Origin of the sequence: Nocardia sp. NPDC052001 (genome assembly GCF_040680615.1) — a bacterium.
In the GTDB taxonomy this organism is placed as follows: domain Bacteria; phylum Actinomycetota; class Actinomycetes; order Mycobacteriales; family Mycobacteriaceae; genus Nocardia.
Genome location: NZ_JBFAXC010000017.1, coordinates 61,968 through 87,441 on the forward strand (window position 1 = coordinate 61,968; position 25,474 = coordinate 87,441).

Annotated in this window: 22 protein-coding genes; 6 read left to right on the forward strand and 16 right to left on the reverse strand. The window is 67.4% G+C overall.

Features of this window, described 5'->3' with window-relative positions:
- Positions 1 to 8: 8 nt before the first annotated feature.
- From AB0L82_RS40510 to AB0L82_RS40520, 3 genes are read right to left on the reverse strand one after another with little or no spacing between them, the layout of a single operon-like run.
- A complete protein-coding gene (locus AB0L82_RS40510) occupies positions 9 to 1,613 on the reverse strand; it encodes a carboxyl transferase domain-containing protein (protein ID WP_364649719.1) in 1,605 nt (534 codons plus the stop codon).
- Complete coding sequence (locus AB0L82_RS40515) at positions 1,610 to 2,758, reverse strand: acyl-CoA dehydrogenase family protein (RefSeq protein ID WP_364649845.1); 1,149 nt, start codon at positions 2,756 to 2,758, stop codon at positions 1,610 to 1,612. Before AB0L82_RS40515 ends, AB0L82_RS40510 begins: the two co-directional genes overlap by 4 nt.
- Positions 2,759 to 2,769: 11 nt before the next feature.
- The gene (locus tag AB0L82_RS40520) at positions 2,770 to 4,485 is read right to left on the reverse strand and encodes an acyclic terpene utilization AtuA family protein (protein WP_364649722.1); all 1,716 of its coding nucleotides are present in this window, start codon (positions 4,483 to 4,485) and stop codon (positions 2,770 to 2,772) included.
- A 165-nt stretch (positions 4,486 to 4,650) separates the two neighbouring features.
- Between AB0L82_RS40520 and AB0L82_RS40525 the strand changes: the two genes are divergently transcribed.
- Positions 4,651 to 4,806: a hypothetical protein gene (locus AB0L82_RS40525; RefSeq protein ID WP_364649725.1), complete on the forward strand. Its 156-nt coding sequence runs from the start codon at positions 4,651 to 4,653 to the stop codon at positions 4,804 to 4,806.
- Positions 4,807 to 4,816: 10 nt separating this feature from the next.
- Here AB0L82_RS40525 and AB0L82_RS40530 read toward each other — a convergent pair whose 3' ends face one another.
- The 6 genes from AB0L82_RS40530 to AB0L82_RS40555 all read right to left on the reverse strand — a co-directional run bounded on the left by AB0L82_RS40530 (position 4,817) and on the right by AB0L82_RS40555 (position 10,168).
- Positions 4,817 to 5,584: an adenylate/guanylate cyclase domain-containing protein gene (locus AB0L82_RS40530; protein ID WP_364649848.1), complete on the reverse strand. Its 768-nt coding sequence runs from the start codon at positions 5,582 to 5,584 to the stop codon at positions 4,817 to 4,819.
- Between the two features lie 565 nt (positions 5,585 to 6,149).
- Positions 6,150 to 6,911: an ABC transporter permease gene (locus AB0L82_RS40535; protein WP_364649728.1), complete on the reverse strand. Its 762-nt coding sequence runs from the start codon at positions 6,909 to 6,911 to the stop codon at positions 6,150 to 6,152.
- Entirely contained in the window at positions 6,911 to 7,855 is a 945-nt protein-coding gene (locus AB0L82_RS40540) for an ATP-binding cassette domain-containing protein (protein ID WP_364649731.1), read from the reverse strand. The genes AB0L82_RS40535 and AB0L82_RS40540 overlap by 1 nt, the downstream gene beginning before the upstream one ends.
- 153 nt (positions 7,856 to 8,008) lie before the next feature.
- Positions 8,009 to 8,773: a thiazole synthase gene (locus AB0L82_RS40545; protein WP_364649734.1), complete on the reverse strand. Its 765-nt coding sequence runs from the start codon at positions 8,771 to 8,773 to the stop codon at positions 8,009 to 8,011.
- Positions 8,766 to 8,978 carry a sulfur carrier protein ThiS gene (gene thiS, locus AB0L82_RS40550; RefSeq protein ID WP_364649737.1) on the reverse strand — a complete coding sequence of 71 codons (213 nt, stop codon included), beginning with the start codon at positions 8,976 to 8,978 and terminating at the stop codon, positions 8,766 to 8,768. The genes AB0L82_RS40545 and thiS overlap by 8 nt, the downstream gene beginning before the upstream one ends.
- The gene (locus AB0L82_RS40555; RefSeq protein WP_364649740.1) at positions 8,975 to 10,168 is read right to left on the reverse strand and encodes an FAD-dependent oxidoreductase; all 1,194 of its coding nucleotides are present in this window, start codon (positions 10,166 to 10,168) and stop codon (positions 8,975 to 8,977) included. Before AB0L82_RS40555 ends, thiS begins: the two co-directional genes overlap by 4 nt.
- 242 nt (positions 10,169 to 10,410) lie before the next feature.
- On the opposite strand from AB0L82_RS40555, the gene thiE reads away from it, so the two are divergent.
- A complete protein-coding gene (gene thiE, locus AB0L82_RS40560) occupies positions 10,411 to 11,115 on the forward strand; it encodes a thiamine phosphate synthase (RefSeq protein WP_364649743.1) in 705 nt (234 codons plus the stop codon).
- A gap of 3 nt (positions 11,116 to 11,118) precedes the next feature.
- Here the strand turns inward: thiE and AB0L82_RS40565 are convergent, their stop codons facing one another.
- Both AB0L82_RS40565 and AB0L82_RS40570 read right to left on the reverse strand, forming a co-directional pair.
- Positions 11,119 to 13,299, reverse strand: a complete 2,181-nt coding sequence (locus AB0L82_RS40565) for a molybdopterin-dependent oxidoreductase (RefSeq protein ID WP_364649746.1) — start codon at positions 13,297 to 13,299, stop codon at positions 11,119 to 11,121.
- Between the two features lie 3 nt (positions 13,300 to 13,302).
- Entirely contained in the window at positions 13,303 to 13,968 is a 666-nt protein-coding gene (locus AB0L82_RS40570; protein ID WP_364649749.1) for an NUDIX domain-containing protein, read from the reverse strand.
- A 133-nt stretch (positions 13,969 to 14,101) separates the two neighbouring features.
- Between AB0L82_RS40570 and AB0L82_RS40575 the strand changes: the two genes are divergently transcribed.
- From AB0L82_RS40575 to AB0L82_RS40585, 3 genes are read left to right on the forward strand one after another with little or no spacing between them, the layout of a single operon-like run.
- A complete protein-coding gene (locus AB0L82_RS40575) occupies positions 14,102 to 15,433 on the forward strand; it encodes a hypothetical protein (RefSeq protein ID WP_364649752.1) in 1,332 nt (443 codons plus the stop codon).
- On the forward strand, positions 15,430 to 16,404 hold the full coding sequence (locus AB0L82_RS40580) for a glutamate ABC transporter substrate-binding protein (RefSeq protein ID WP_364649755.1): 975 nt from the start codon (positions 15,430 to 15,432) through the stop codon (positions 16,402 to 16,404). Before AB0L82_RS40575 ends, AB0L82_RS40580 begins: the two co-directional genes overlap by 4 nt.
- Positions 16,404 to 18,719 carry a tetratricopeptide repeat protein gene (locus AB0L82_RS40585; protein ID WP_364649758.1) on the forward strand — a complete coding sequence of 772 codons (2,316 nt, stop codon included), beginning with the start codon at positions 16,404 to 16,406 and terminating at the stop codon, positions 18,717 to 18,719. The genes AB0L82_RS40580 and AB0L82_RS40585 overlap by 1 nt, the downstream gene beginning before the upstream one ends.
- 277 nt (positions 18,720 to 18,996) lie before the next feature.
- Here AB0L82_RS40585 and AB0L82_RS40590 read toward each other — a convergent pair whose 3' ends face one another.
- From AB0L82_RS40590 to fgd, 3 genes are all read right to left on the reverse strand, one after another.
- Entirely contained in the window at positions 18,997 to 20,193 is a 1,197-nt protein-coding gene (locus tag AB0L82_RS40590) for an acetate kinase (protein ID WP_364649761.1), read from the reverse strand.
- Entirely contained in the window at positions 20,190 to 22,268 is a 2,079-nt protein-coding gene (pta, locus tag AB0L82_RS40595; RefSeq protein WP_364649764.1) for a phosphate acetyltransferase, read from the reverse strand. The genes AB0L82_RS40590 and pta overlap by 4 nt, the downstream gene beginning before the upstream one ends.
- Before the next feature lie 102 nt (positions 22,269 to 22,370).
- Positions 22,371 to 23,411 (reverse strand): glucose-6-phosphate dehydrogenase (coenzyme-F420), encoded by a 1,041-nt coding sequence (gene fgd / locus AB0L82_RS40600; RefSeq protein WP_364649767.1) that lies wholly within the window; start codon positions 23,409 to 23,411, stop codon positions 22,371 to 22,373.
- Positions 23,412 to 23,574: 163 nt separating this feature from the next.
- Here fgd and AB0L82_RS40605 point away from each other — a divergent pair, with 163 nt between their 5' ends.
- Positions 23,575 to 24,333 (forward strand): HAD-IIA family hydrolase, encoded by a 759-nt coding sequence (locus AB0L82_RS40605; protein ID WP_364649851.1) that lies wholly within the window; start codon positions 23,575 to 23,577, stop codon positions 24,331 to 24,333.
- 12 nt (positions 24,334 to 24,345) lie between these two features.
- Here the strand turns inward: AB0L82_RS40605 and AB0L82_RS40610 are convergent, their stop codons facing one another.
- Entirely contained in the window at positions 24,346 to 24,792 is a 447-nt protein-coding gene (locus AB0L82_RS40610) for a MarR family transcriptional regulator (RefSeq protein WP_364649770.1), read from the reverse strand.
- The gene (locus tag AB0L82_RS40615; protein WP_364649773.1) at positions 24,789 to 25,427 is read right to left on the reverse strand and encodes a type 1 glutamine amidotransferase family protein; all 639 of its coding nucleotides are present in this window, start codon (positions 25,425 to 25,427) and stop codon (positions 24,789 to 24,791) included. Before AB0L82_RS40615 ends, AB0L82_RS40610 begins: the two co-directional genes overlap by 4 nt.
- Positions 25,428 to 25,474 lie beyond the last annotated feature (47 nt).

Here is a 25,474-nt window from a genome sequence, read left to right on the forward strand (position 1 = left end):
ACCGGCACTCACATTCGGAAGACGCCGAAGCCCTCGGCGCCCTTGATCGGGGCATTGTGGATGGCGGACAACGCCATTCCCAATACCGTGCGGGTGTCGCGCGGGTCGATGACGCCGTCGTCGTACAGGCGGCCCGACATGAACATGGGCAGCGATTCGGCCTCGATCTGCGCCTCGATCATGGCGCGGATACCGGCGTCGGCCTCCTCGTTGAACGGAATGCCCTTGGCCTCATTGGCGGCCCGGCCCACGATGGAGATGACGCCCGCCAGCTGCGCACCGCCCATGACGGCGGATTTGGCGCTGGGCCAGGCGAATACGAAGCGCGGATCGTACGCGCGACCGCACATGCCGTAGTGTCCCGCGCCGTAGGACGCGCCCATGAGCAACGAGATATGCGGGACCTTGGAGTTCGACACCGCGTTGATCATCATCGCGCCGTGCTTGATGATGCCCTTCTGCTCGTACTCCTTGCCGACCATGTAGCCGGTGGTGTTGTGCAGGAACAGCAGTGGCGTGTTCTTCTGATTGGCCAGCTGGATGAACTGCGCGGCCTTCTGCGCTTCCTCGGAGAACAGCACGCCGCGCGCATTGGCGAGAATGCCGACCGGGTAGCCGTGCAGTTCGGCCCAGCCTGTAACGAGGCTGGAGCCGTACAGCGGTTTGAACTCGTCGAAATCGGAGCCGTCGACCACGCGGGCGATGACCTCGCGCGGATCGAACGGGATCTTCAGATCGGTCGGCACGATGCCGACCAGCTCTTCCTGGTCGTACAGCGGTTCGATCACCTCGGTGGCCGGACGCGGGGCCGGACCCTGCTTCTGCCAGTTCAGGCGGCGAACAATGGAGCGGCCCAGGCGAATCGCGTCCTGTTCGTCGGCGGCAAGGTAGTCCGCCAGCCCCGAGACGCGGGCGTGCATCTCCGCGCCGCCCAGCGATTCGTCATCGGATTCCTCACCGGTCGCCATCTTCACCAGCGGCGGACCGCCCAGGAACACCTTGGAGCGCTCCTTGATCATGACCGTGTAATCGGACATGCCCGGGATATACGCGCCACCGGCGGTCGAATTGCCGAAAACCAGTGCGATGGTGGGGATTCCGGCCGCCGACAGACGGGTGAGATCGCGGAACATGCGACCGCCCGGAACGAAGACCTCCTTCTGCGTCGGCAGATCCGCGCCGCCGGACTCCACCAGGCCGATGACCGGGAGCCGGTTCTCCAGCGCGATATCGTTCATGCGCAGGTTCTTGCGCAGCGTCCACGGGTTCGAGGTGCCGCCGCGCACGGTCGGATCCGGTGCGACGATCATGCATTCGACGCCCTCGACAATGCCGATACCGGCGATGACGCTCGCGCCCACGTGGAAGTCACTGCCCCAGGCGGCCAGCGGGGCCAGCTCCAGGAACGGTGAATCCTCGTCGATGAGCAGTTCGATGCGCTCGCGCGCGGTCAGCTTGCCGCGCTTGCGATGCCGCGCCATCTTGTCCGGGCCGCCGCCCGCGATGTTCTTGGCGTATTCGGCCTCGACCTCGCCGAGCTTGGTCGCCATCGCCTCGGCGGCGGCCTGATAGTCCGCCGACTTCGGGTCTACGGTGCTGCGCAGAATGCTCAAGACTGGAACCCCAATCGCTTTGCCGCCAGGGCGGTCAGGATCTCATTGGTGCCGCCGCCGATACCGAGAATGCGCACATCGCGGTACTGGCGCTCGACCTCGGACTCGCGCATGTAGCCGAGCCCGCCGAACAGCTGAACCGCCTGGTGCGCAACCCATTCCGCGGTCTCGACGGCGGTGTTCTTGGCGAAGCACACCTCGGCGATGAGATCGGTCTCGCCCTGTGCGGCGCGCTCGGCGATATGCCGGGTGTAGACGCGGGCCACATCGATGCGGCGCGCCATCTCCGACAGCGTGTTCTGCACGGACTGGCGGCTGATCAGCGGGCGGCCGAAGGTCTCGCGGTCGCGGGTCCACTGGAGGGTCAGGTCCAGGCAGCGCTGCGCCTGCGCGTACGCCTGCACCGCCAGGCCGACGCGCTCGCTCACGAAAGCGCTTGCGATCTGGGCGAATCCGGAGTTCTCCGCACCGACCAGATTCGACACCGGAACGCGCACATCGACATAGGAGAGTTCGGCGGTATCCGAGGCCAGCCAGCCCATCTTCTCCAGCTTGCGGCTGACCGTGAAACCGGGCGTGCCCTTCTCCACGATGAGCAGCGAAACACCGGCCGCGCCACTGCCTCCCGTGCGCACCGCCGTCACGACGTAATCGGCGCGCACACCCGAGGTGATGTAGGTCTTGGAGCCGTTGACGATGAACTCGTCACCATCGCGCACCGCGGTGGTGCGCAGATGTCCGACATCCGAACCGCCGCCCGGTTCGGTGATGGCGAGTGAACCGATCTTCTCGCCCGCCAGGGTCGGCTTGGCGAAACGCTCGATATGGTCGGCGTTCCCCGAGGCGATAATGTGCGGCACCGCGATACCGCAGGTGAACAGCGAAGCGAACAGGCCGCCCGAACCGCCCGCGTAATGCATTTCCTCGCACACGATGGCGGCGTCGATGGGATCGCCGTCCGAACCGCCGCCCGATTCCGGGAACTGGATGCCCAGCAGGCCCAGCGCGCCCGCCTTCTTGTGCAGTTCGCGCGGGATCTCACCGTCCCGCTCCCAGCCGTCCAGATACGGGAGCACCTCGCGCTCGGCGAATCCGCGCACGGTGGCACGCAATTCGCGCCGCTCCGGCGTCTCCCAGGGGTTCACAAAGGCAGTGCTCATGGCAGCAGCTCCACAGGAATTTCGATGTGCCGAGCCCGAAGCCATTCCCCGAGCCCCTTGGCCTGTGGATCGAAACGCGCCTGATAGGCCACGCCCTCCCCGAGCAGACCCTCGACAATGAAGTTGATCGCGCGCAGATTCGGCAGCACATGCCGGGTGATCGGCAGTTTCGCGGTTTCCGGCAGCAGCAGGCGCAGCTCGTCCACGGTGAGCGCGTGCACCAGCCAGCGCCACTGCTCATCGGTGCGCACCCAGACGCCGATATTGGCATTGCCGCCCTTATCGCCACTGCGCGCCAGGGCGATGGTGCCGAGCGGGACGCGCTTGGTCTCACCCTGCGGAAGCGGCTGCGGCAGTGCGGGTTCGGGCACCTCGGCCAATTCCAGGGTCTCCCCCGCCGGTGCGATGTCCACCGCGCTGCCATCGGGCAGCACCGCGATATGCGGAACTTCCTTCGCGTCCACATAGCCCGGCGTGAACACGCCGTACGGGCCGCCGTTTCCGGGCGGGGCGGTCAGCGAGAAGCCCGCGTAGCTGGCCAGAGCCAATTCCACTGCCACGCTGGAGAATCCGCGCCCCACCTTGTTCGGGTCCGGATCGCGCACCACACAGCGCAGCAGTGCGCTGGCCTGCTCCTCGGTCTCGGCGTCCGGCCGGTCCAGGCGGGCCAGGGTCCAGTCCAGTTCGGCGGGCCGCACCGGCAGCCAGGCTTCCAGCTGTCGTTGCGCCAGTTCGGCTTTGGCCTCGATATCCAGGCCGGTGACGATGAACTCCATCTCATTGCGGAAACCGCCGATGGTGTTCATCGAGACCTTGGTGCGCGGCGGCGGCGCTTCACCCTTCACACCGCTGATGAGCACCCGATCCGGGCCGTCCTGGGAGAGTTCGATGCTGTCCAGGCGCGTGGTCACATCCGGTCCGGCGTAGCGCGCGCTCTGGATCTCGTACATGAGCTGGGCTTCGACGGTGTCCACGGTGACCGCGCCGCCGGTGCCCTCATGCTTGGTGATGACACTGCTGCCGTCCCGGCGCACCTCGGCGAGCGGGAAGCCCGGCCGGTTCAGATCCGCGATCTCGGTGAAGAAGGCGAAATTGCCGCCGGTGGCCTGGGTGCTGCATTCGATGACGTGCCCCGCCACCACCGCGCCCGCCAGCGCGTCGTAATCGGTTCGGCCCCAGCCGAAATGCGCGGCGGCCGGGCCGACCACCAGGGCGGCGTCGGTGACGCGACCGGTCACCACGATGTCCGCGCCCGCGTTCAGGCTTTCGGCGATACCCCACGCGCCCAGATAGGCATTGGCGGTCAGCGGCGCACCGAGGCCGAGTTCGCCCGCGCGCGGCAGCAGATCGTCACCGGTCACATACGCGACCTTCGGTGCGAGACCGAGCTTTTCGGCGACCTCGCCGACCCGCTGGGCCAGTCCGGCCGGATTCAATCCGCCCGCGTTGACGACGATCTTCACACCCTTGTCCAGGGCCAGGCCGAGATTGCTCTCCAGCTGTCGCACAAAGGTTTTGGCGTAGCCGAGGTTGGCGTCCTTCATGCGATCCCGGCCCAGGATCAGCATGGTGAGTTCGGCCAGATAATCGCCGGTGAGCACATCGAGCTGCCCGCCCTCGAGCATCTCGCGCATGGCGCTCATCCGGTCCCCGTAGAAGCCGGAGCAGTTGCCGATCCGAATGAGGTCCGGATCGTCGCCGAGCTGACTCATTACTGGGCCTCCCTGTGCACCCGCATGGCGCAGCGCCATCGCTGCGGTCGGTTACAGGGTCACATCGCCCCAGAAAAAAATCAAGCCTGCGTGCTTGTTAATTGGCTGAGAGCTTCGGCCGGAGCCCCCGAGACCGGCCCGAACCCCGCCAGGCAAACTATTGCGGTGTCCAAAGACGTCGCCATGATCGTGCTGCTAGCCCTGGCCGGATTCCTCTACGGCGGGGCCTACTCGACCTGGAAGACCGCACGCCCGCTCGCGATCGCACTCGGCGTGGCCGGAGTGCTGGCGACAGCGGGCGCAGTGCTCTATCTCCTCTAGCTACCGCCTACTACTCCGCCTCCAGGCGGAAGATGCGCAGATCCTCCGGCACACCGCTGAGCGGGGCCGCGAAAAAGCTGCGCCGATACGGCCGGACACCGAAACCGAGCTCCTCGAGGGTCTCGGGCTTCAGGGACTCCAGCGTCACCGCCGACATCATGGTGTTGCCGTTACCGCCCGCCGCCATCACCCGCGCGGCGATCGTGACATCCACACCCAGCCAATCGCCGCCGATCTCACGCGGAGTGCCCGTATGCAGGCCCATGCGCATCTGCGGGCGATAGCCGTTGACATTCACATTGGTGAGATTCTCCTTGGCCGCCACCGCGGCTCGCACCGCGCGATCCGCGGACGGGAACACCGCCATCAGACCGTCACCCATGCGCTTGATGACCTGACCGCCGCGATCGGCGATCGGCGGCTCGATGGCCTTGGCCACCCGGCGCAACAGTTCCAGGGTCTGTTCGTCACCGGCGGCCAGCGACCAACTGGAGAAGGCCACCAGATCGGTGAACATGATGGTGATCTCCTGGGTGCCGCGACCCTTACCGACGCGTTCCAGCATGGCCTGCCAGACCTGCAACGCGCCCAGGCCCAATTCGCGTGCGGCACTGGGTGAATCGCCGACCAGTTTGTCCGCGGCACGGGCAACGGCACGGGCCCCGCCCGGACCGGAAACCGAGAGCGGATCACCGAAAGCCGGGTCACCGGGCAGGTTTTCGCGGGCCTTGCGGACCAGGCCGATCAGATCACCGCGCTGATTCGCGGCATTGACCAGTGCCGAAAGCTGCCCGCTCGGGAAGCGGCGGCGGCCGTTCGCGGCATCGGTGTCGTCGAGGGAATCATCGACCGATTCGGTCGGGACCAGCGGAATCACCACGTCGGGGTCGATGCGGGGTGCGCGCGACTCACGAGCACGGGATCCATTCGCCTCCCGCGACCGCTTGCGATCGGTTCCCAGTCCTTCCGAGCGGGGGGCGTCGGATGCGCGCTCGCCGCCGTCGGAGGGTCGTTCGCTCACGCCCAGAGCGTATCTCAGCGCTTGATCTCCGGATGGATTAATGACTGCCACCTGACACCTTCCGATCGGTCCGAGCGGCCACATCATTGGGCCCGCCGATGTACGAGTGTTTTGGTTGCTGGGCCGATGCTACCCAGCTCCGGAGGGGTCCGCCAGACACTTGCGACCCGATTCGACGGTATTCATACAGTGTTTCCCGGCACACCCGGAGCGAGAGTCCCCCGACCACCGGAAACGACATCGGCCCGATACGGATTTCTCCGTATCGGGCCGATATTCGCCGCCGAGCCGGGCAGTGGCCGGCGGCATCCCCGGGCAGGGTCTATGCGTCGCGCTTATTGACTACGAACAGCGCGGCTCCGAAAACGATTCCGACGAACACGGCGAAGTACAGCAGACTGCCCCACGGGCCCCAATGCCAGTTGGATCCGGCCGCGTCCGCACCCGCCGAATAGAAGTGACCGGCGTTCGCGAAAGGCATGAACGCGCCCACATTCCGGCCGAAGCTGCCGAACGCGCTGAGCAGCGTTTCCAGCACGGTCGGCCACAGGATGATCAGCGAGATCGCCGCGGCGCTCTGCCGCACCAGCACGCCGACGCCGACGGCCAGCACCACGGACAGGAAGGCGTAGATCGGGACGCCGTAAATGGCACGGGCGTTATCGGCATTGGACAGCACCAGGGCCGCGCCGCCCTCCGAACCGCTGATCGCCTTTGCCAGCAGGAAGGAAAGCAGGGTCAGCACGCCGATCAGGACCGCGCCGAAGGCGCCGATCAACAGTGCTTTGGTGATCAGCACCTTATCCCGAGCAGGGGTTGCTAGAAATGTGCTGCGAATGGTGCCGAACCGATACTCGCTGGTTATCGCGAGCGCCGCCAAGATCATCAACACCAGTACGCCGAAGCCGCTCACACCGCCGACGACGGTGGTCACGTGCAGGGGCGGGGTATCGGCCTTGGGCGAGCGATTCACCGCCGCCACCAGGGCCGCGAAGCCCAGACCCAGCGCCACGATGATCGCCGAGCACCACCACGGAGACCGGGTCGAGGTGAGTTTGATTCGTTCCGCCGCGAGTACGCCCATCAGAGCGCACCTCCCATCACCTGGTCGAAGCCTTCGCCGTGGTACTCCACCACACTGCCGGTCATCCGCATGAACGCCTCCTCCAGCGACGCGCGCTGCGGTGACAGCTCGAAGAGCGTTATGTCATTGGCGCCGGCCAGTTTTCCGACCGCGTCCGACGTGACGCCCGCGACCACCAGGGCCGGGCCGTCATTGTCCGCGCCCGCCTCACGCACCGTCATACCATTGGAGGTGAGCAGGCCGCGCAACTGATCCAGCTGCGGACTGCGCACGCGCACAGACTGTTCCGACGCCTTCTCGATGAAATCCTTTGTGGTGGTGTCGGCCATCAGCTGGCCGCGGCCGATCACGATGAGATGCTCTGCGGTCTGCGCCATTTCGGACAGCAGATGGCTGGAGACCAGCACCGTGCGGCCCTCCGACGCCAGCCGCTGCATGAAACGGCGAATCCACAGAATGCCCTCGGGATCCAGGCCGTTCACCGGTTCGTCGAACAGCAGCACCTTCGGATCACCCAGCAGCGCACCCGCCAGGCCGAGCCGCTGCGACATGCCGAGCGAGAAACCGCCGGCGTTCTTATTGGCCACCTCCGCGAGGCCGACCAGGCGCAGCACCTCCTCCACGCGTGCCGCCGGAATGTCATTGGACGCCGCCAGCCAGCGCAGATGTGCGCGCGCCGAACGATTCGGATGCACCCACTTGGCATCGAGCAGCGCGCCGACCTCGGTCAGCGGACGCTTCAAATCGCGATACGGCTTACCGTCGATGAGCGCGGTACCGGACGTCGGTTCGTCCAACCCCAGAATCATCCGCATGGTGGTCGACTTACCCGCCCCATTCGGGCCGAGAAAGCCGGTCACCAACCCCGGACGAACCGTGAACGACAGATCCGACACCGCGACGGTCTGCCCGTAGTGTTTGGTCAGGCCCCTCAGTTCGATCATGGGGACCAGTCTTCCCGAAGATCCGGTCCCGCACTATCGACCAGAGGTCGCGCGTCCCCTCAACCTCGAGGATGACCTGCTCTACCCCCTTCCAGGGGACTTCCCCCCGGACAATCCGGACTCGGCGGCGCGCCGAAACCCTCGGACGCCGGGTCAGAGCGCGGGCGAAGAGGCTTGTGCCCAGAAACGTTTCGGGATGCGGCCCGCCTCGCGCGCCAGCCAACCCGCCTGGACGGCATTCGCCATGGCCGTCGCCATCAGGGCGGGCTTGCGGGCGCGGGTGACAGCGGTGGCGAGCAGGACCGCGGCGCAACCCAATTCCATCGCCAGGGCGGCATCGCTGGCGGTGCCGATACCCGCGTCCAGGATGACCGGGACGCCCGCGGCGGCCACGATCATCTCGATATTGTGCGGATTGCCGATGCCCAGGCCGGTACCGATCGGCGAGCCCAGGGGCATGACCGCGGCGCAACCCGCATCCTCGAGACGGCGCGCGAGCACCGGATCGTCGGTGGTGTACGGCAGCACGGTGAAACCGTCGTCCACCAATTGCTCTGCGGCATCGACCAATTCGATGGCATCCGGGAGCAGGGTGCGCTCATCGGCGATGACTTCCAGCTTCACCCAATCGGTTTCGAGCGCCTCACGGCCCAGGCGCGCGGTGAGCACGGCCTCGGCGGCGGTGCGGCAACCCGCGGTATTGGGCAGCGGGGCGATCTCCAGGCGCTTGAGCAGATCCAGCACGCCGGTGCCGCCCGCGGCGTCCACGCGGCGCATGGCGACCGTGGTCAGCTCGGTACCCGAGGCGATCAGGGCCTCCTCCAGCACCGCGAGATTCTCCGCGCCGCCGGTGCCCATGATGAGCCGCGAACCGAAACTGCGGCCCGCGATCACCAGCGGATCGATGCCGCTAGCCACCCTGCACCGCCGTCAGCACCTCGAGCTCCCAGCCGCGCCCAACCTGCTCATCCCAGCGCGACTTCGGGAACAGCGCGCCGTCCACCGCCACCGCCACGCCCTGACACGGCAGATTCAACTGCTCCAGCACCTGGCGCACCGTCGGGGCCTCGGCGAACTCGTGGTCCTCACCGTTGACGGTGATACCGACCGGAACTGCGGTCATCGGACTCCTCCTGAAGAGATGGGGGCGGACGTGCGGAAGCGTCCCGGATCGGCGGATCGCGCCTCGGGGAGCTGAGCATCGGCGAGCAGGGACAACACTGCGTCAACCGTGACGGGGGTATCGAGAATTCCATTGCGGCCGTGCCCCGTCGCCGCGATCACGCGCTCATCGAGATAACCGATGAGCGGCAGATTGTCCGGCGATCCCGGCCGCGAACCCGCGATGGCCTCGGCGAATTCGTACTCCCCGATACCCGGCAGGATCGCCTCGGCATCGGTGATGAGATCCCGCACGCCCGCCACCGTCACAGCCGTATCGAACCCCTGCTCGTATTGCGTTGCGCCCAGCACGATTCCGTCACTGCGCGGCACCAGATAGATGGGCCGCCCGTGCACTCGAGCGCGAATCACACTCTCCGGCGGCGTCGGCGCACTGGGCCGCCGCCGCAACCGCAGAATCTCACCCTTCACCGGGCGAACCGGCAGCCCCGGCCACAACTGGGCGGCAGCCGCCCCGGCCGCGAGCACGACCCGATCATGCGACAGTTCCGCGAGCGAATTCACCCTCTCCGCGCGAAACTCAACGCCTCCCGCCACGCAGGCGGACCGCAGCGCGTTCACCAGCGCGCGATTGTCAACGGCGGGTTCGGAATTCGCGAGCAATCCGGCACGCACGGTACGAGCCAGACCGGGTTCGAGCGCGCGAACGCCACTGCGATCCAACAACCGCAGATGCTCGTCACCGGCCCCGTCTCCCCGCGCGGACATCTCCGGGATATCACCAGGTCGTGCGGTCTCGGACGTGGGCAGCGCACGCGCGCTATCCAGCGTCGGCAAGGGCTGGGCATTCACCCAATCAGCGATGGTGCGCAAGTCCGCCGCGTCGGCGGTGTCGAGAGCGACCGTGAGCGTGCGCGTCGCGGTGAATAGTTCGGTAGTCGCATGAGCTTGCAAGCGAGCCGCGAATTCGGGCCACCGCGCCAGCGAAGCGGCCCCGAACGCGAGCGCGGCCTCCTCCCCCGGCCACCCCTCCGACAGCGGCGCGAGCATCCCGCCCGCCACCCACGAGGCCCCCGACCCATTCGCCGGATCGAACAGCGTGACCGCCCACCCCGCCCCGGCGGCACGCCATGCCACCGAAAGCCCGATCACACCGCCGCCCACGACGGCCAGAGTCCGCACTACATCCACCTAACTGTGTTCGATTGCGCCGCCTCCGGCAGCGCGGTTCGCGGCCCCCGAAGCCCCGGCTCTTCCCTCCTCCGCTCCTCCGCTTCGCTCCCCCGCTCCGTCAGTCCAGACCCGGGGCGGGCCGCGAATCAGAAGTTCGGCATGGCGGGGCCGGTGTCTTCGAAGGCAACGAGCGGTGGCCCCGCACGCAGGTCACACCGTTCGTTTCGCCTCACCACGGTAGCGCGACTAGCGTCGGAGGCGTGCAGCCCTCCCACTCGAACCGGCCCGCCACACCGCGTGAACGCCTCGCCGACGCACGTCTGTACCTGTGCACCGATGCCCGCCGGGAGACCGGTGACCTTGCCGACTTCGCCGATGCCGCCCTGGCGGGTGGCGTGGACATCATTCAGTTGCGAGATAAGGGTTCGCCCGGCGAGAAGGAGTTCGGGCCGCTCGAGGCCAAGGCCGAACTGGGTGCGCTTGCCGAATTGAAGGCCGCCGCGCGCAGGCACGGGGCGCTCGTGGCCTGCAATGACCGCGCCGATATCGGACTGGCGGCGGGCATCGACGTGCTGCATCTGGGCCAGGGCGACCTGCCGCCCTGGTACGCCCGCAAGATCCTCGGCCCGGATGTGGTGATCGGACGGTCCACCAATAACCGGGCGCAGGCGGGGCTCGCCGCCATCGATGAGCACATCGACTACTTCTGCACCGGGCCCGTGTACGCCACCCCGACCAAGCCGGGTCGTCAGGCGTCCGGGTTGGAGCTGGTGCGCTCCACCGCCGAATCACACACCGCACGACCCTGGTTCGCCATCGGCGGCATCGACGATCAGCGCCTGCCGGAGGTGCTGGCGGCGGGCGCCACCCGAATCGTGGTGGTGCGGGCCATTACCGCCGCCCGCGATCCGGAATCGGCCGCCCGTGCGCTCAAGCAGCAGGTGCTGGACAACCTCGCCAACTGAGCCTCAGCTCAGCGGCACCGGGTCCAGGCGGATCTGGACGCCGTTGAGGTGGGACATGCCTGCCAGGCGTTCCACATCTCCGGGGTCGGTGGACATGAGTTCGTTCGGGTTGGCTCCGCCGGCGGCGTTGGCTCGGCGCCAGCCGCCGTTATGGCCCCAGCCGTGCGGGATGGCCACCGCGCCTTCGGTCATGTCTTCGGTGAGGTGGGCTGTCACCTCTATGGAGCCGTGGGCGGAGGTTACGCGGCAGCGGGAGCCGTCCGAGATGCCCACCACTGCCGCGTCTTTGGGGTTGATGCGGGCGGCTTGGGTGCGGTCGCCGCGCATGAGGAGTTCGGAGTTGTGCATCCAGGAGTTGTGGGATTTGAGTTCGCGCATGCCGATCACGCGGAGGGGGTAGGACGGGTCGGCGGGGGCGGCGGTCAGGTCGCGGAGTTCGGCGAGGATTTCGGCGGGGGCCAGGTGGACACGGTTGTCCTTGTGCTGCACCACTTCTCGCAGGACACCGGTCGTGATGGAATCCGCGAGGACCAGGCCGTGCGGATGGCGGCGGAGCATTTTCAGGCTGAGACCGCCGCGGCGCAGCCCGAACAGGTCGCCGTAGGGGCCGGTGCGGACGGCCAGATCGACCAGCAGACGCGGGGTGGGGCGGGCCGCGCGGCCGCCGGGGAGACCGCGCAGGCGGCTGAGCAGGCCACCGGCGGCCTTGGGGCCGATGACGAAGGGCTGCACGCCGATTCGGGTCGCGATGGCGTCGATGATCTGCCATTCCTCGCGCGCCTCGCCGTACGGTTCCAGGACCCGTTCGGTGTACTGCGTGTACGGGGTGGGTGCGAGCGCGGTGAACGGCAGCGGGATGTCATCGCGTTCCAGGAAGGTGGTGGCGGGGAGGATGTAGTCGGCGGTCCGATTGGTCTCGTTGACGTACAGGTCGATGGAGACGTGCAGATCGAGTTGGGTCATGGCGGTGGCCAATTCGCGGCCGTTGGGGACCGAGGAGACCGGATTGCCCGCCGAGGTGAACAGGGCGCGGAGCCGGCCCGGGCCGGGGGTGGTGATCTCCTTGGCCATGATGGCGGCGGGGAAGGTGCCGAGCACATCCGGGAAATCGCCTATGCGGGAACGGTTCTTGCCGTATTTGATCAGGCCCAGCCGGGCGTTCAGTTTCGAGACGGCGACCAGCTCCCTGCCGAACACCGAACCGCCGGGCTTATCCAGATTGCCGGTGACCAGCGCCAGCACATCGATCAGGAACGCGACCAGGGTGGCGTGGCGGCCCAGGCAGGTGCCGGTGCGGCCGTACACGGCGGCGGATTCGGCGCGAGCCAGATCACGGGCGAGGGCGCGCACGGCATCGGGCTCCAGCCCGGTCACCGTCGCGGTCGCTTCCGGCGTGAATCGTGCTACGGCAGCGCGCAATTCGTGCGCACCGGCGGATTGGCGGCGGATCGCGTCCGCGTCTTCCAGACCTTCGGCGAAGATGACCTGGAGCAGGCTCGCGAGCAGCCAGGCGTCGCCGTCGGGACGTACCCCTACATGTTCGAACAGCTGCGCGGTCTCGGTGCGCCGCGGATCGACCACCAGCACCCTCCCGCCGCGTTTGGTGATCGCCGCGAGTTTCTCGCGAATTCGCGGCACGCTCATCGCACTACCGTGTGACACAACGGGATTCGCGCCCAGCATGAGCAGGAAATCGGTGCGGTCCAGATCCGGGACCGGTACCGAGGTCAGCGATCCGTACAGCAGTTCGCTGGCGACGAAACGATTGTTGATGTCCTGCGAGCCCGCCGAATATACGTGGCGAAGTCCGGCCGCGAGCTGAAAACCCACCAGCCACAACATATGTGAATAGGAGAACGAGGAGGGGTTGCCGAAGTACCAGCCCAGGCTCTCGCGCCCGTGCGCGCCGATTATGCCGCGCAACCGCGCGCCGATATCGTCCAGCGCCTCGTCCCAGGTGACCCGCTCGAACCCATTCCCGGTGCGCCGCAAGGGATACAGCACCCGATCCGGATCATTCTGTATCTCGCTGAACGCGATTCCCTTCGGGCACGCGTTCCCCTTCGAGAGCGGATGCGACTTATCGGCGCGCAGTCGCACCAGCCGCCCGTCCTCGACGGTGGCGATCAGTCCGCAGAGTGGTTCGCAGATCCGGCAGTATGTGGGAATCTCACGCTCGCTCACGCCTCAAGACAACACCTGAGCCAGCGTGAGGTACAACACATTTCCGGCCAGATCAGCGGCGGCCGCGCCCGCGCCGATCCGGGCATCTCGGGCATTGCCATTGCCATCCGTGCGCAACCAGAGGAACTCCGCATCGGGCAGTTCCAGGGTGCGTGGCAATGCGGCCGCCACCGCCGCCGGATCGTCCAATCCGGCCAGGCTCACCCGCGCCGGGGTGGCGCGCAACAGCGGCCATGCGGCCTCGAAACCCGGATGCAGCGGGCGGGCGTCCACTTCGGCCTCGGGCACCCACGCCAATTCGGCGCTTTCCAGATTCGCCTCGGTGCGCAGCCGGGTGGCCGCGTCCGCGATAACCGTGGTGTACGTCCAGCCACTGGCGGCGGTGGCGGTCACCCGCGAGGCCCGCACCCGGATGGATCCGGCGGTGATGCCCGCCTCCTCCTCGGCCTCGCGGACGGCGGCGTGCACGCTCGTCTCATGGCTGTCGCGGGCGCCGCCGGGCAGTGCCCAGGTACCGCCCTGATGACTCCAGGCCGCGCGATGCTGCAGCAGCACCGCCGACCCGCCATCGGCCAGCGGGGCGCGCAGCAACAGTCCGGCAGCTCCGAATCGACCCCACTGTCGGGTGCCATCCGGGCTTTCCGCCCAGCCGTCGCCGTCACCACGCATGCTCGCATCCCATCCTCGGACCCGTGCCGTACAGAGATCCGGGTGTTCCCGCGTCACGGCACAGGTACGTCCACAATAAGCTCATCCGAGTGCTACAAGTCGATCGTCCGGTTTCGGTCAGTGGGAGGTGAACATGGTTCGCACCGAGCAGTTGCGGCTGGACGAGCTGTCCCCCCGCGCGGCCGCGGCGGCCGTGCGCGAACGGCTCTCGACCACCGAGATGCGGCTGTTCGCACAGTCCTCACCGGCCAAATTGATCGCCGTCGGACTGGTACTGCTCGGCATGTGCCTGGCGGCGGGCGTGGTCACCGCGAGCGCGGTGAACAATCGGCAGCACGCGCTCGATGTGCTTTTGGATCAGAGTGAGCCGGACGCGTATTCGGCCCAGCGGCTGTACACCGCCCTGTCGGTGGCGGACGCCTCGGCGGGCACCGCGTTCATCTCCGGCGGGCTCGAACCCAAAACCGTGCGCGACCGCTACAACCAGGCGGTCGGCGAGGCCGCGGCCGAACTGGTGACGCAGTCCAATCGCAGTGGCGGAGACGCGGATACGCATCTGCGCACCGGTATCTCCACCGGGCTGCCGGTGTACTGCGGCATCGTGGAGACCGCGCGCGCCAACAATCGCAGCGGACTGCCGGTCGGGGCGGCCTACCTCAGCGAGGCGTCGAACCTCATGCAGGGCACCGTGCTGCCGATGGCGCAGGAATTGCAGGAGCATCGCGCCGCCGCCATCACCAGCACCCAGCGCAGTCATGTGCGACCGCCGTGGCCCGCCATCGTGACGCCGCTGCTGGCGGTGGCGGTGCTGGTCGCGGCGCAGTGGTTCCTGTTCCGGCGCTGGCACCGGGTGCTCAATGCCGGACTGCTGCTGGCCACCGGGACCATGGTGGTGCTGCTGGGCTGGACGGTCATCGCCGGATTCATCTCCGCCGTCGACACCACCGACTCCCGCGATTCGGGCAGCATTCCCACCGCGGCGCTCACCGAGAGCCGCATTCTCGCCCAGCAGGCGCGCACCGCCGAAACGCTGAAGCTGGTGCGGCGCGATACCAGCGCCGAATACGACAAGACCTTTGACCAGGCCGTAGGCAAACTGCAGGCCATTCTGGCGGGATATTCCAGCCACGCGCCCGGCGCGACCGAGGTGAAGACCGCGAGCTCGGCGCTGGATCGCTGGAAGGCCGCGCATCAGCGCATGAACGACGCGCTCTCCAAGGGCGACTTCATCGGCGCGGGCGCGGTCGCCACCGGCCCCGGCGCGAACGAGGCCACCGCCCAGGTCGACGCCCTCGACACCGCCCTCGGCAACGGCATCACCGATACCCGGAACGAATTGCGCGCCAACACCTCCCACGCCGCGCGCACCCTCGATCTCCTCGCCCCGGGCGCACTGGTGCTGAGCACCGCCGCCGCCGTATTGGTCGCCGCGGGACTGTGGCCGCGACTACGGGAGTACCGATGAACCGACACTCGGCGCTACGAACCATCGGAGTGATCGCGGCCGCGCTCGCGGTCGTGAGCGGCTGCGCGGACGGAGCCGCGCCCGCACCGTCGAGCCATGTGCCCAGCTATATGGAACCGCCGCTGCCCTCGGGAGCCATTGCAGCACAGACGCAGACGCCGCTGCCGCCGTCGGTGGACACCTGCGGGGATCCGACGGCGAGCCTGCGACCGGCGAGCACCGCCGGGCCGAGCGTGGACGCCATTCGAGCGCGCGGGCGACTACTGGTCGGATTGGATCCGGGCAGCAATCTGTTCAGCTTCCGGGATCCGACCAGCGGGGCGCTCACCGGATTCGATGTGGATATCGCACACGAACTGGCGCGGGATCTGCTCGGGAATCCGGATGCCATCGAATACCGCATTCTCGGATCCGCCGATCGTGAACGCGCGCTCCAGGAGCACACCGTCGACGTCGTGGTGAAGACCATGACCATCAATTGCGAACGGCGGCAACGGGTCACCTTCTCCACCTCGTATCTGCAGGCCCATCAGCGGGTGCTCACGGTGCGCGATTCCGGCGTCTCCGGGCTCACCGATCTGGCGGGCAAACGCCTGTGCGTGGTGCGCGGCACCACCTCGCTGGACCTGGTGCGCATCCAGCAGCCCGCGGTCTCCATACTGACCGTGCCGAGCTGGGCGGACTGCCTGGTGGTGCTGCAGCAGCGACAGGTCGACGCCATCAGCACCGATGACACGCTGCTGGCCGGACTGGCCATCCAGGACCCGGCCATCGAGGTGGTCGGGCCGAACCTCAGCACCGAGCAGTACGGCATCGGAATATCCCAGGGCTCGGACGATCTGGTGCGCTTCGTCAACGGCACCCTGGAACGCATTCGCTCCGACGGCACCTGGAATCGCCTCTACCAGCGCTGGCTGGCCACCGAGCTCGGCGACGCCGCCATTCCGCCCGCGCCGAGGTACCGCGACTGATGCACACCCCACAGGAGCCCGACCCGACCCAGGCCACCGAGCGCGTGGCCGAACCCACCCAGGCCACCACGCGGCACGATGAGGCCGAATCGGCTGCCACCCAGCAGCATTCGGCTTCCGGCACGGCGGTGAGCACCGGGCGCACACCCACCCGGCCCTCACAGCGCACCGCGCGAATGGCGCGGACGCGCCCCGTGGTGCGACGGCTCGGGGCCGGGCTGGTGCCGATTCCGGCGGTGGAACAGGTGGATCCGGAGAAGGCGGTGCTCGCCGATCCGATGGTCGCGGAGGGCCGCCGATTCTGCTGGCGCTGCGGCAAACCGGTGGGGCGCGCCACCGCGGCGCATCCGGCCGCCACCGCCGGGACGTGCGAGACCTGCGGTGCGCCTTATGATTTCCGGCCGTCACTGCAACCCGGGGATCGCGTCGCGGGACAGTACGAGATCCAGGGCTGTATCGCGCACGGCGGGCTCGGCTGGATCTACCTGGCCATCGATCGCAATGTGAGCGACCGTTGGGTGGTGCTCAAGGGCCTGCTGCACGCCGGTGACGCCGAGGCGCAGGCGGTGGCCGTGGCCGAACGGCAATTCCTGGCCGAGGTGGTGCACCCGAGCATCGTCAAAATCCACAATTTCGTGGAACATCCGGGCTCGGACGGCTCCCCCGTCGGCTACATCGTGATGGAATACGTCGGCGGGCATTCGCTGCGCGATCTGCTCGAACAGCACACCCGGCCAGAACGCATGCCGGTCACCGAGGCCATCGCGTACCTGCTGGAAATCCTTCCGGCACTGGACTATCTGCATTCGGTGGGCCTGGCCTACAACGATCTCAAGCCGGACAACATCATGGTCACCACCGACCGGGTGGAACTCATCGACCTCGGCGCCACCGCACCCTTCGAAGCGTACGGAAACCTGTACGGCACCAGGGGATTCCAGGCACCGGAGATTCCGCAGACCGGGCCCACCATCGCCTCGGACATCTACACGGTCGGCCGCACCCTGGCGGTGCTCACCCTCGACCTGCCGATGGAGAAGGGCGCGTACGTCGAGGGCATCCCGGCCGCGAAGGATCAGCCGGTGCTGGCCCGGCACCAGTTCTTCCACCGGCTGCTGCTGCGCGCCACCGATCCGGATCCGGATCGCCGCTTCGGGTCCGCGCGACTGCTCAGCGGTCAGCTCACCGGTGTGCTGCGGGAAATCCTCGCGGTCGAGACCGGCAATGAACATCCGCAGCTGTCAACGCTTTTCAGCCCGCCGCGCACCAGTTTCGGCACCGCGGAGCTGGTGGCGCAGACCGATGGACTCATCGACGGCGTCGAACGCGGCACCCTGCTGCGTCCCCGCGATGTGGTGGCCGCGCTGCCGGTGCCGCTGGTCGACCCGACCGACCCGTCCGCGGCGCTACTGGCCGGGGCCGCACACCCCGAGGCCCGGCACGCGCTGGACGAACTGCGGCACGCGCGCCAGCGCGCGGCGGCCGAACCCGGCGGCGCACCGGAGACTTTCGAACTCGAGGTGACCCTGGCCGAGGCGCGCGCGCATCTCGACCTGGAGGAACCGGCCGCCGCCCGCATGCTGCTGCGCCGCCTCACCGATAACGGGGAACCACCGTCCCAGGACTGGCGCGCGGACTGGTACCTGGGCATGATCGAACTGCTGGAACAGGATTACGAACGCGCCTTCGCCCGCTTCGATGCCGTGCTCCAGGCCATCCCGGGTGAGATAGCGCCCAAACTCGCGCTCGCCGCCACCGCGGAACTCATTCTGCAACACTGGGATTCACCCGATCCCGAGGAATGGCGCGCCTACGCCGAGAACTACTACGCCACCGTGTGGCGCACCGATCGCGGCGTGGTCAGCGCGGCGTTCGGCCTGGCCCGGCAACTCGCCGCCGCCGGGGATACCACCGCCGCCGTGCACGCCCTGGACGAGGTGCCGCCCGCCTCGCGGCACTATTCCGAGGCCCGGATGACGGCGGTGCTCATGCTGCTGGCCAGCGCGCCGGTCGCACAGCTCGACGAAAGCACGCTGCACGTGGCAGCCGCTCGCGTACAGGCGCTGCCGTCCGGTGAGAGCCGCACCGCGCAACTGCGCATCCTGGTGCTCGGCACCGCACTGGGCTGGTTGCAGGCGGGGAACGCCCCGAAAACGGGTGATGCCAAGATATTCGGCGCACCATTCACCGAACGGGATCTGCGGCGCGGTATCGAAACCGGTCTGCGCGGTCTGGCCCGCTTCGCGCCCGGGCGCACCCACCGATACGCGCTGGTGGATCTCGCCAACGCGGTGCGCGCCAAATCCTGGTTCTGAGAACACAACAGCCTGGCTCCGAGTACGACGGTCCGGATCCGGGCACATCAGCCCTGGTTCCGGGGACCGGAAGGCCCCGTGCCGCACTGCGTACCTTCGGAGGCAGCCGAGAGGATCCGGGTACTGGCGAGGGAGGGTCAGTACCCAGCGCAGTTGTGCGTTGGGCGGCACGGGTTCCGGTGGATCCGCGCTCGGGGGGAACCGGATCCGAGTAGCACTCTGGCAGACCGATCGTGATGTTTTGGTGAAGATGCCCGGAAAGCGGCTACCGCGCTGGTCAGCCCACCAGGCGAGCGGCCGCGCGCGCGATGGCCAGCTCCTCGTTGGTCGGCACCACCAGCACCGCGACCTCCGCGCCCGCCGGTGAGATGTACCGGGCGGAGCGATCTTTGGCGGTATTGCGGGCCGGGTCGACCCGGATGCCGAAGCGCTCCAGATCGGCCAGCGCGGCCGCGCGCACGGCGGCGGCGTTCTCACCGACGCCGGCGGTGAAGGTGATGGCGTCCACCCGGCCCAGTTCCACCAGGTACGCGCCGATATAGCGGCGCAGGCGGTGGATGTAGACGTCGAACGCGAGTTGGGCCGCGGCGTCCCCGGTGTCGATGAGGCGGCCGAGTTCGCGGAAATCGTTCACCCCGGACAGCCCCTTGATACCGGACTGCCGGTTGAGCAGGGCATCCACATCGTCCACATTCATATCCGCGGTGCGAATCAGATGGAAGATGATCCCCGGATCCAGATCCCCGGATCGGGTTCCCATGACCAGCCCCTCCAGCGGGGTCAGGCCCATGGTGGTGTCGACCGCCTTGCCGCCGCGAATGGCGGAGGCGGACGCGCCGTTACCCAGGTGCAGCACAATCTGATTCAGCTCGGAGGGATCTTTGCCGAGGAATTCGGCGACCTGTCCGGAGACGTATTCGTGTGAGGTGCCGTGGAAGCCGTACCGGCGCACGCCGTGCGCGGCGGCGACCTTCGCGTCGATGGCATAGGTCTTGGCGGCGGCGGGCAGCCCGTGGAAGAAGGCGGTGTCGAACACCGCCACCTGCGGGACATCCGGCAGCAATTCGCGCGCGCTCTCGATGCCCACCACATTGGCCGGATTGTGCAGCGGCGCAAGGGAGGACAGGTTCGCGATGGCCTCGACCACCTCATCGGTGATCAGGGTCGGCTCGTAGAACACCTCACCGCCGTGCACCACGCGATGCCCGACCGCGCGCAGGCCCTCATCGGCCAGATCATGGCCGCTCTCGGCGAAGATGTCGAAGACCAGGCGCAAGCCCGCGGCATGATCGGGCACTTCCCCGTCATGTTCGAAAGTCTTTCCGTCACTCTGATGTTCGATGCTGGGCGAGCCCTCGGCGACCGGTTCGCCGATCCGCTGCACCATCCCGGCCGCGACCACATCGGCCGATTCCGGGTCCAGCAGCTGGTATTTGATCGACGACGACCCGGAATTGATGACCAGGACCTTCACTTCGCCTCCCCCTGCGCCTGAATGGCGGTGATGGCAACGGTATTGACGATATCGGCGACCAGCGCGCCGCGCGACAGATCGTTGACCGGCTTGCGCAGACCCTGGAGCACGGGGCCGATGGCCACCGCACCGGCGCTGCGCTGCACCGCTTTATAGGTGTTGTTGCCGGTATTGAGGTCCGGGAAGATGAAGACCGTCGCCTGCCCGGCCACCGCCGAATCCGGCAGTTTGGTGCGCGCCACGGTCGGCTCGATGGCGGCGTCGTACTGGATCGGGCCCTCCACCAGCAGTTGCGGTGCGCGTTCGTGCACGAGTTTGGTTGCGGTGCGCACCTTTTCGACATCGGCGCCGGAACCGGATTCGCCCGTGGAGTAGGACAGCATCGCCACGCGCGGATCGATACCGAACTGGGCGGCGGTGCGCGCCGACGAAATCGCGATATCCGCAAGCTGATCCGAGGTCGGGTCCGGCACCACCGCGCAGTCGCCGTACGCCAGCACGCGATCGGCCAGGCACATGAGGAACACGCTGGAGACCGTGGAGACGCCCGGTTCGGTCTTGATGATCTCGAAGGACGGCCGAATAGTGTGCGCGGTGGTGTGCGCGGCACCGGACACCATGCCGTCGGCGACGCCCATATGCACCATCATGGTGCCGAAATACGAGATGTCGGCGAGGTATTCGCGGGCGCGGTCCACCGTCATGCCCTTGTGCGCGCGCAACCGCGCGTACTCCTCGGCGAATTCGTCGCGCAGCGGACAGGTGCGCGGATCGAGCACCTCGGCGGCCTCGATATCCACACCGAGTTCGGCGGCGCGACCGCGCACCGCCGCCTCGTCACCGAGAATGGTGAGGTCGGCGATCTTGCGCTGCAACACCCGGCCCGCCGCGCGCAGAATGCGATCGTCATCGCCCTCGGGCAGCACGATGCGCTTGCGGTCATTGCGGGCGCGTTCGATGAGCTGATATTCGAACATCTGCGGCGTCACGATATTCGGGATGGGAATCTCGATCTGCTGCAACAGCTCTCGCGCGTTCACCCGCTCCTCCATGAGCGCGAGCGCGGTATCCACCTTGCGAATGCTGGACAGCGATACCCGGCCGCGGGTGCGGGCGGCGGCCTTGGCGGTGGCGAAGGTGCCCAGATCCGTCTGCAGGATGGGCAGTTTCGGCTTCAGACCCGCCATCAGTCGCGCGATGGACGGCGCGGGCAGCATGTCACCGTTCATGATGATGCCCGCCAGCGACGGAAAGCCTTCCGCCTCATGGGCGTTCACCAGCGCCAGCAGCACGTCGGAGCGATCGCCGGGCGTGATGACCGCGACGCCGTCGGTGAGCCGCTCCAGAATGTGCTCGGTGGTCATACCGCCGATGATCACGTCGAGGGCCTCGCGATGCAGCAATTCCGGGTCACCGCTGTAGATTTCACCGCCGATGGCCTGGCACAGCTCCTCCATGGTGGGCGCCTGCAACAGCGGCACCTCCGGCAGCGTCCAGGACGGCACCGCCGCGGCCTTGGCCAGCGCGGCGGTATCGGCCTCCAGCTGATCGGGATCGCAGCGATTGGCGATCACCGCCACCAATTTGGCGTGCTCGGCAACGAGTTCGGTGCGGCACAGCTCCACCAGCTGACCCAGTTCGGCGGGCGTGCGCTCGGAACCGCGCACCACCAGCAGTACGGGCGCACCGAGATTCACCGCGATGCGGGCATTGAAGCGCAGTTCACTCGGGCTCGCGACATCGGTGTAATCGCTGCCCAGGATGAGCACGGCATCGCACTGTTCGGCCACGGCGTGATACCGCATGACGATCTCGCTGATCGCGGCGTCCGGATCGGCGTGCACCTGTTCGTAGGTGACGCCGATGGACTGGTCGTAATCGTCATCGGCGGTGGAATGTTCGAGCAACAGCTCGAGAATGTAGTCGCGTTCGGTCGCGGATCTGGTGATCGGCCGGAACACTCCGACTCGCGGTGTCGTCGCGGCAAGCGCCTGCAGGACACCGAGCGCCACCGTCGACTTGCCGGTGTCACCCTCGGGCGACGCGATGTACACACTGGAAACCGGTGAGGCCATGAAACAAGAGCGTACCGACCGGAATATAGAGATTTCCCGGGTGCGGCACCGACGTGCCGAACATCATGCGCCGCCGGTGACGCACCACACCCGGGAAGCGAACTACAGCGCGCGCAGGCGCGGGGCCAGATCGCGCTTGAACAGATCGAGGAACCGCAGCTGATCATGACCCGGGGCATGGAAGACCAGGTGGTTCAGGCCCGCGTCCAGGTACGGCTTGATCAGCTCCACGGCCTGATCCGGATCGCTCGCCACGATCCAGCGCTTGGCGATCTGCTCGATCGGCAGGGCGTCGGCGGCGGCTTCCATCTCGATCGGATCGGTGATGGAGTGCTTCTGCTCCGCGGTCAGCGACAGCGGAGCCCAGAAACGCGTATTCTCGAGGGCCAGTTCGGGATCGGTGTCGTAGGAGATCTTGATCTCGATCATGCGATCGATATCGTCGACCGTGCGGCCGACCTTGGCCGCGCCCTCGGCGACCGCGGGCATGAGCTTCTCGGTGTACAGGTCCATACCCTTGCCCGAGGTGCAGATGAAACCGTCACCCGCACGGCCCGCGTACCTGGCCACCAGCGGACCACCCGCCGCGATGTACACCGGGATGCCGCCCTTGGGCACGTCGTAGATGGACGCGCCGACGGTGTTGTAGTACTCGCCTTCGAAATCGACGCGATCACCGGTCCACAGCGCGCGCATCAGATCCACCGATTCGCGCAGGCGCGCGAAACGCTCCTTGAACTCCGGCCATTCGCCCTTGTATCCGGTGGCGATCTCATTGAGCGCCTCGCCCGAGCCGACACCCAGCATCACGCGATTCGGGTACAGGCAGCCCATGGTGGCGAACGCCTGCGCGATCACGGCCGGGTTGTAGCGGAAGGTCGGGGTCAGCACCGAGGTGCCGAGCAGAATCCGCTCGGTGCGCTCACCGGTCGCGGCCATCCACGCCAGCGAGAACGGGGCGTGCCCGCCATTGTGCCGCCACGGCTGGAAATGATCGCTCACCGTCGCGCTGTCCAGGCCGTGCTGTTCGGCCGCGACCGCGATCTCCACCAGCTCTCGCGGACCGAACTGCTCAGCCGACGCCTTGTATCCGAGTTTGAGGTCTGTCACCGCGCCACTCCTTCGCCTCGTGCGCTTGGTCATGCGGGCCAACCTCCCGCGCCGCCGTTCGGATTCCCGGTTTACGGCTCCCTTCGCACCCTAGTCAGCGATGTGGCGGGGGTCGCACCCACCCGACACAACGGGGATAGCGGACAATTGCCTCGTGACCTCTTCCGAAGAACCGATCCTGTCTTACCTCACCGACATGGACGGGGTTCTCGTACACGAGAACCACATGGTGCCCGGAGCCGACCAGTTCCTGGCCGAATTGCGCGATAACAACATCCCGTTTCTCGTGCTGACCAACAATTCCATCTACACCGCGCGCGATCTGCAGGCCCGGCTCCGGCACACCGGACTGGATATCCCGGTCGACTCGATCTGGACCTCGGCGCTGGCCACCGCCACCTTCCTCAAGGAGCAGCGGCCCAACGGAACCGCCTATGTCGTAGGCGAATCCGGGCTCACCACCGCGCTGCACGAAATCGGATACGTGCTCACCGACAGCGATCCGGACTATGTCGTGCTGGGCGAGACCCGCACGTATTCGTTCGAGGCGATCACCACCGCGATCCGGCTGATCTCGGCGGGCGCGCGCTTCATCGCCACCAATCCGGACCCCACCGGACCCTCGCGCGAGGGCATCCTGCCCGCCACCGGTTCGGTCGCGGCGCTCATCACCCGGGCCACCGGTAAGGAGCCGTACTACGTCGGCAAGCCCAATCCGCTCATGATGCGGTCGGCGCTGCGGCGGATCAACGCGCATTCGCAATCCACCGTCATGATCGGCGACCGGATGGACACCGATGTCATCTCCGGTCTGGAGGCCGGTATGCGCACCATTCTGGTGACCACCGGCATCTCCACCCAGGCCACCGTCGAGCAGTACCCGTACCGGCCGACCGCCGTACTGCACTCGGTCGCGGAACTGGTCGGCAAGACCAAGGCCCCGTTCGAGGCCTGAAAGACGTCGCGGTTACTCGGATTCGATGGCTTCGAGCGCGGCCGACAGGTCCGTGAGCGAATCCACGATCCGGGTGAAGCGGTCCATGCCCAACTCGGCCACGAGCCGTGCGGCCCACTCGGCGTGCTGCGGGTTGATCCGCCGCACCGCTGCACGACCCTCCTCGGTGCCGGCCACCAGCTTGGCGCGTTTGTGCTGCGGATTCGGGCGGTATTCGGCAAAACCCTTCTGCACCAGCAGATCCGCGATGCGCTGCACACTCTGCCTGGTGATGCCCATCTCGCGGGCGATGCCCGCCACCGGCAGCGGTTCGTGCAGCACCGCGCCGAGCACCTGCCACCAGGCCGCGGTGAGCCCGGCCGGATTGGCCAATTCCTCTGCGATGGCGAGGAATTGGCCGTTCAGCTTGAAGGACGTGATCGCCGCCGTACTGAAGAGTTCCTGTTCGGTGCGGGTCATGCCGTCGCCGCGGCGCGGCTCTCCCCGTATTCGGCGAGCGCGAAGAAGCCCGCCGGATCATTCTTGCCGTAGAGCAGATACCACGCCTCGAGGATGTGCGGTTCGAAGATGTCCAGGCGGCCCAGGATGGCGCGGGCGAAATCGACCGGGAGGGTGCCGCTGGCGGTGATGAGATCACCGTCGGTGACGGCGGGCTCGTAGACGAATCCCGCGCCGCCCGAATATCCGCTCATGGCAAGGTATTCCGCCGCATTGCTGGTGTGCTTGCGGCCGTCCAGCAGACCCGCGCTGGCCAGGCCGAAGGTCGCGCCGCAGATGGCGGCGACCGGGACGCCGGCGGCGAGGAATGCGCGCGCCTTCTCGGCGAAGGCGTTCAGCTCACCGCTCTCCCAGGTGGCCGAGCCCGGCAGGATCAGCATGGCGCTGTCGGCGGGCGAGAGTTCATCGAGGGCGAGATCCGGCGTGACCCGCATACCGCCCATGGAGACGACGGAATCCTTTGTGGCCCCGACGGTTCGAACCTGCCACTCACCGGGCTCGCGATGCCACAGCGGGCGGTTGATGTGCGCGGTGGCGAAACCGGGCTCCCAATCGGAGAAGGTGTCGTACACGGCCAGGTGAACTGTTTTCGTCATGACAGCATCCTGTCATATTTGACAGTATGCTGTCAACACTTCGTCCA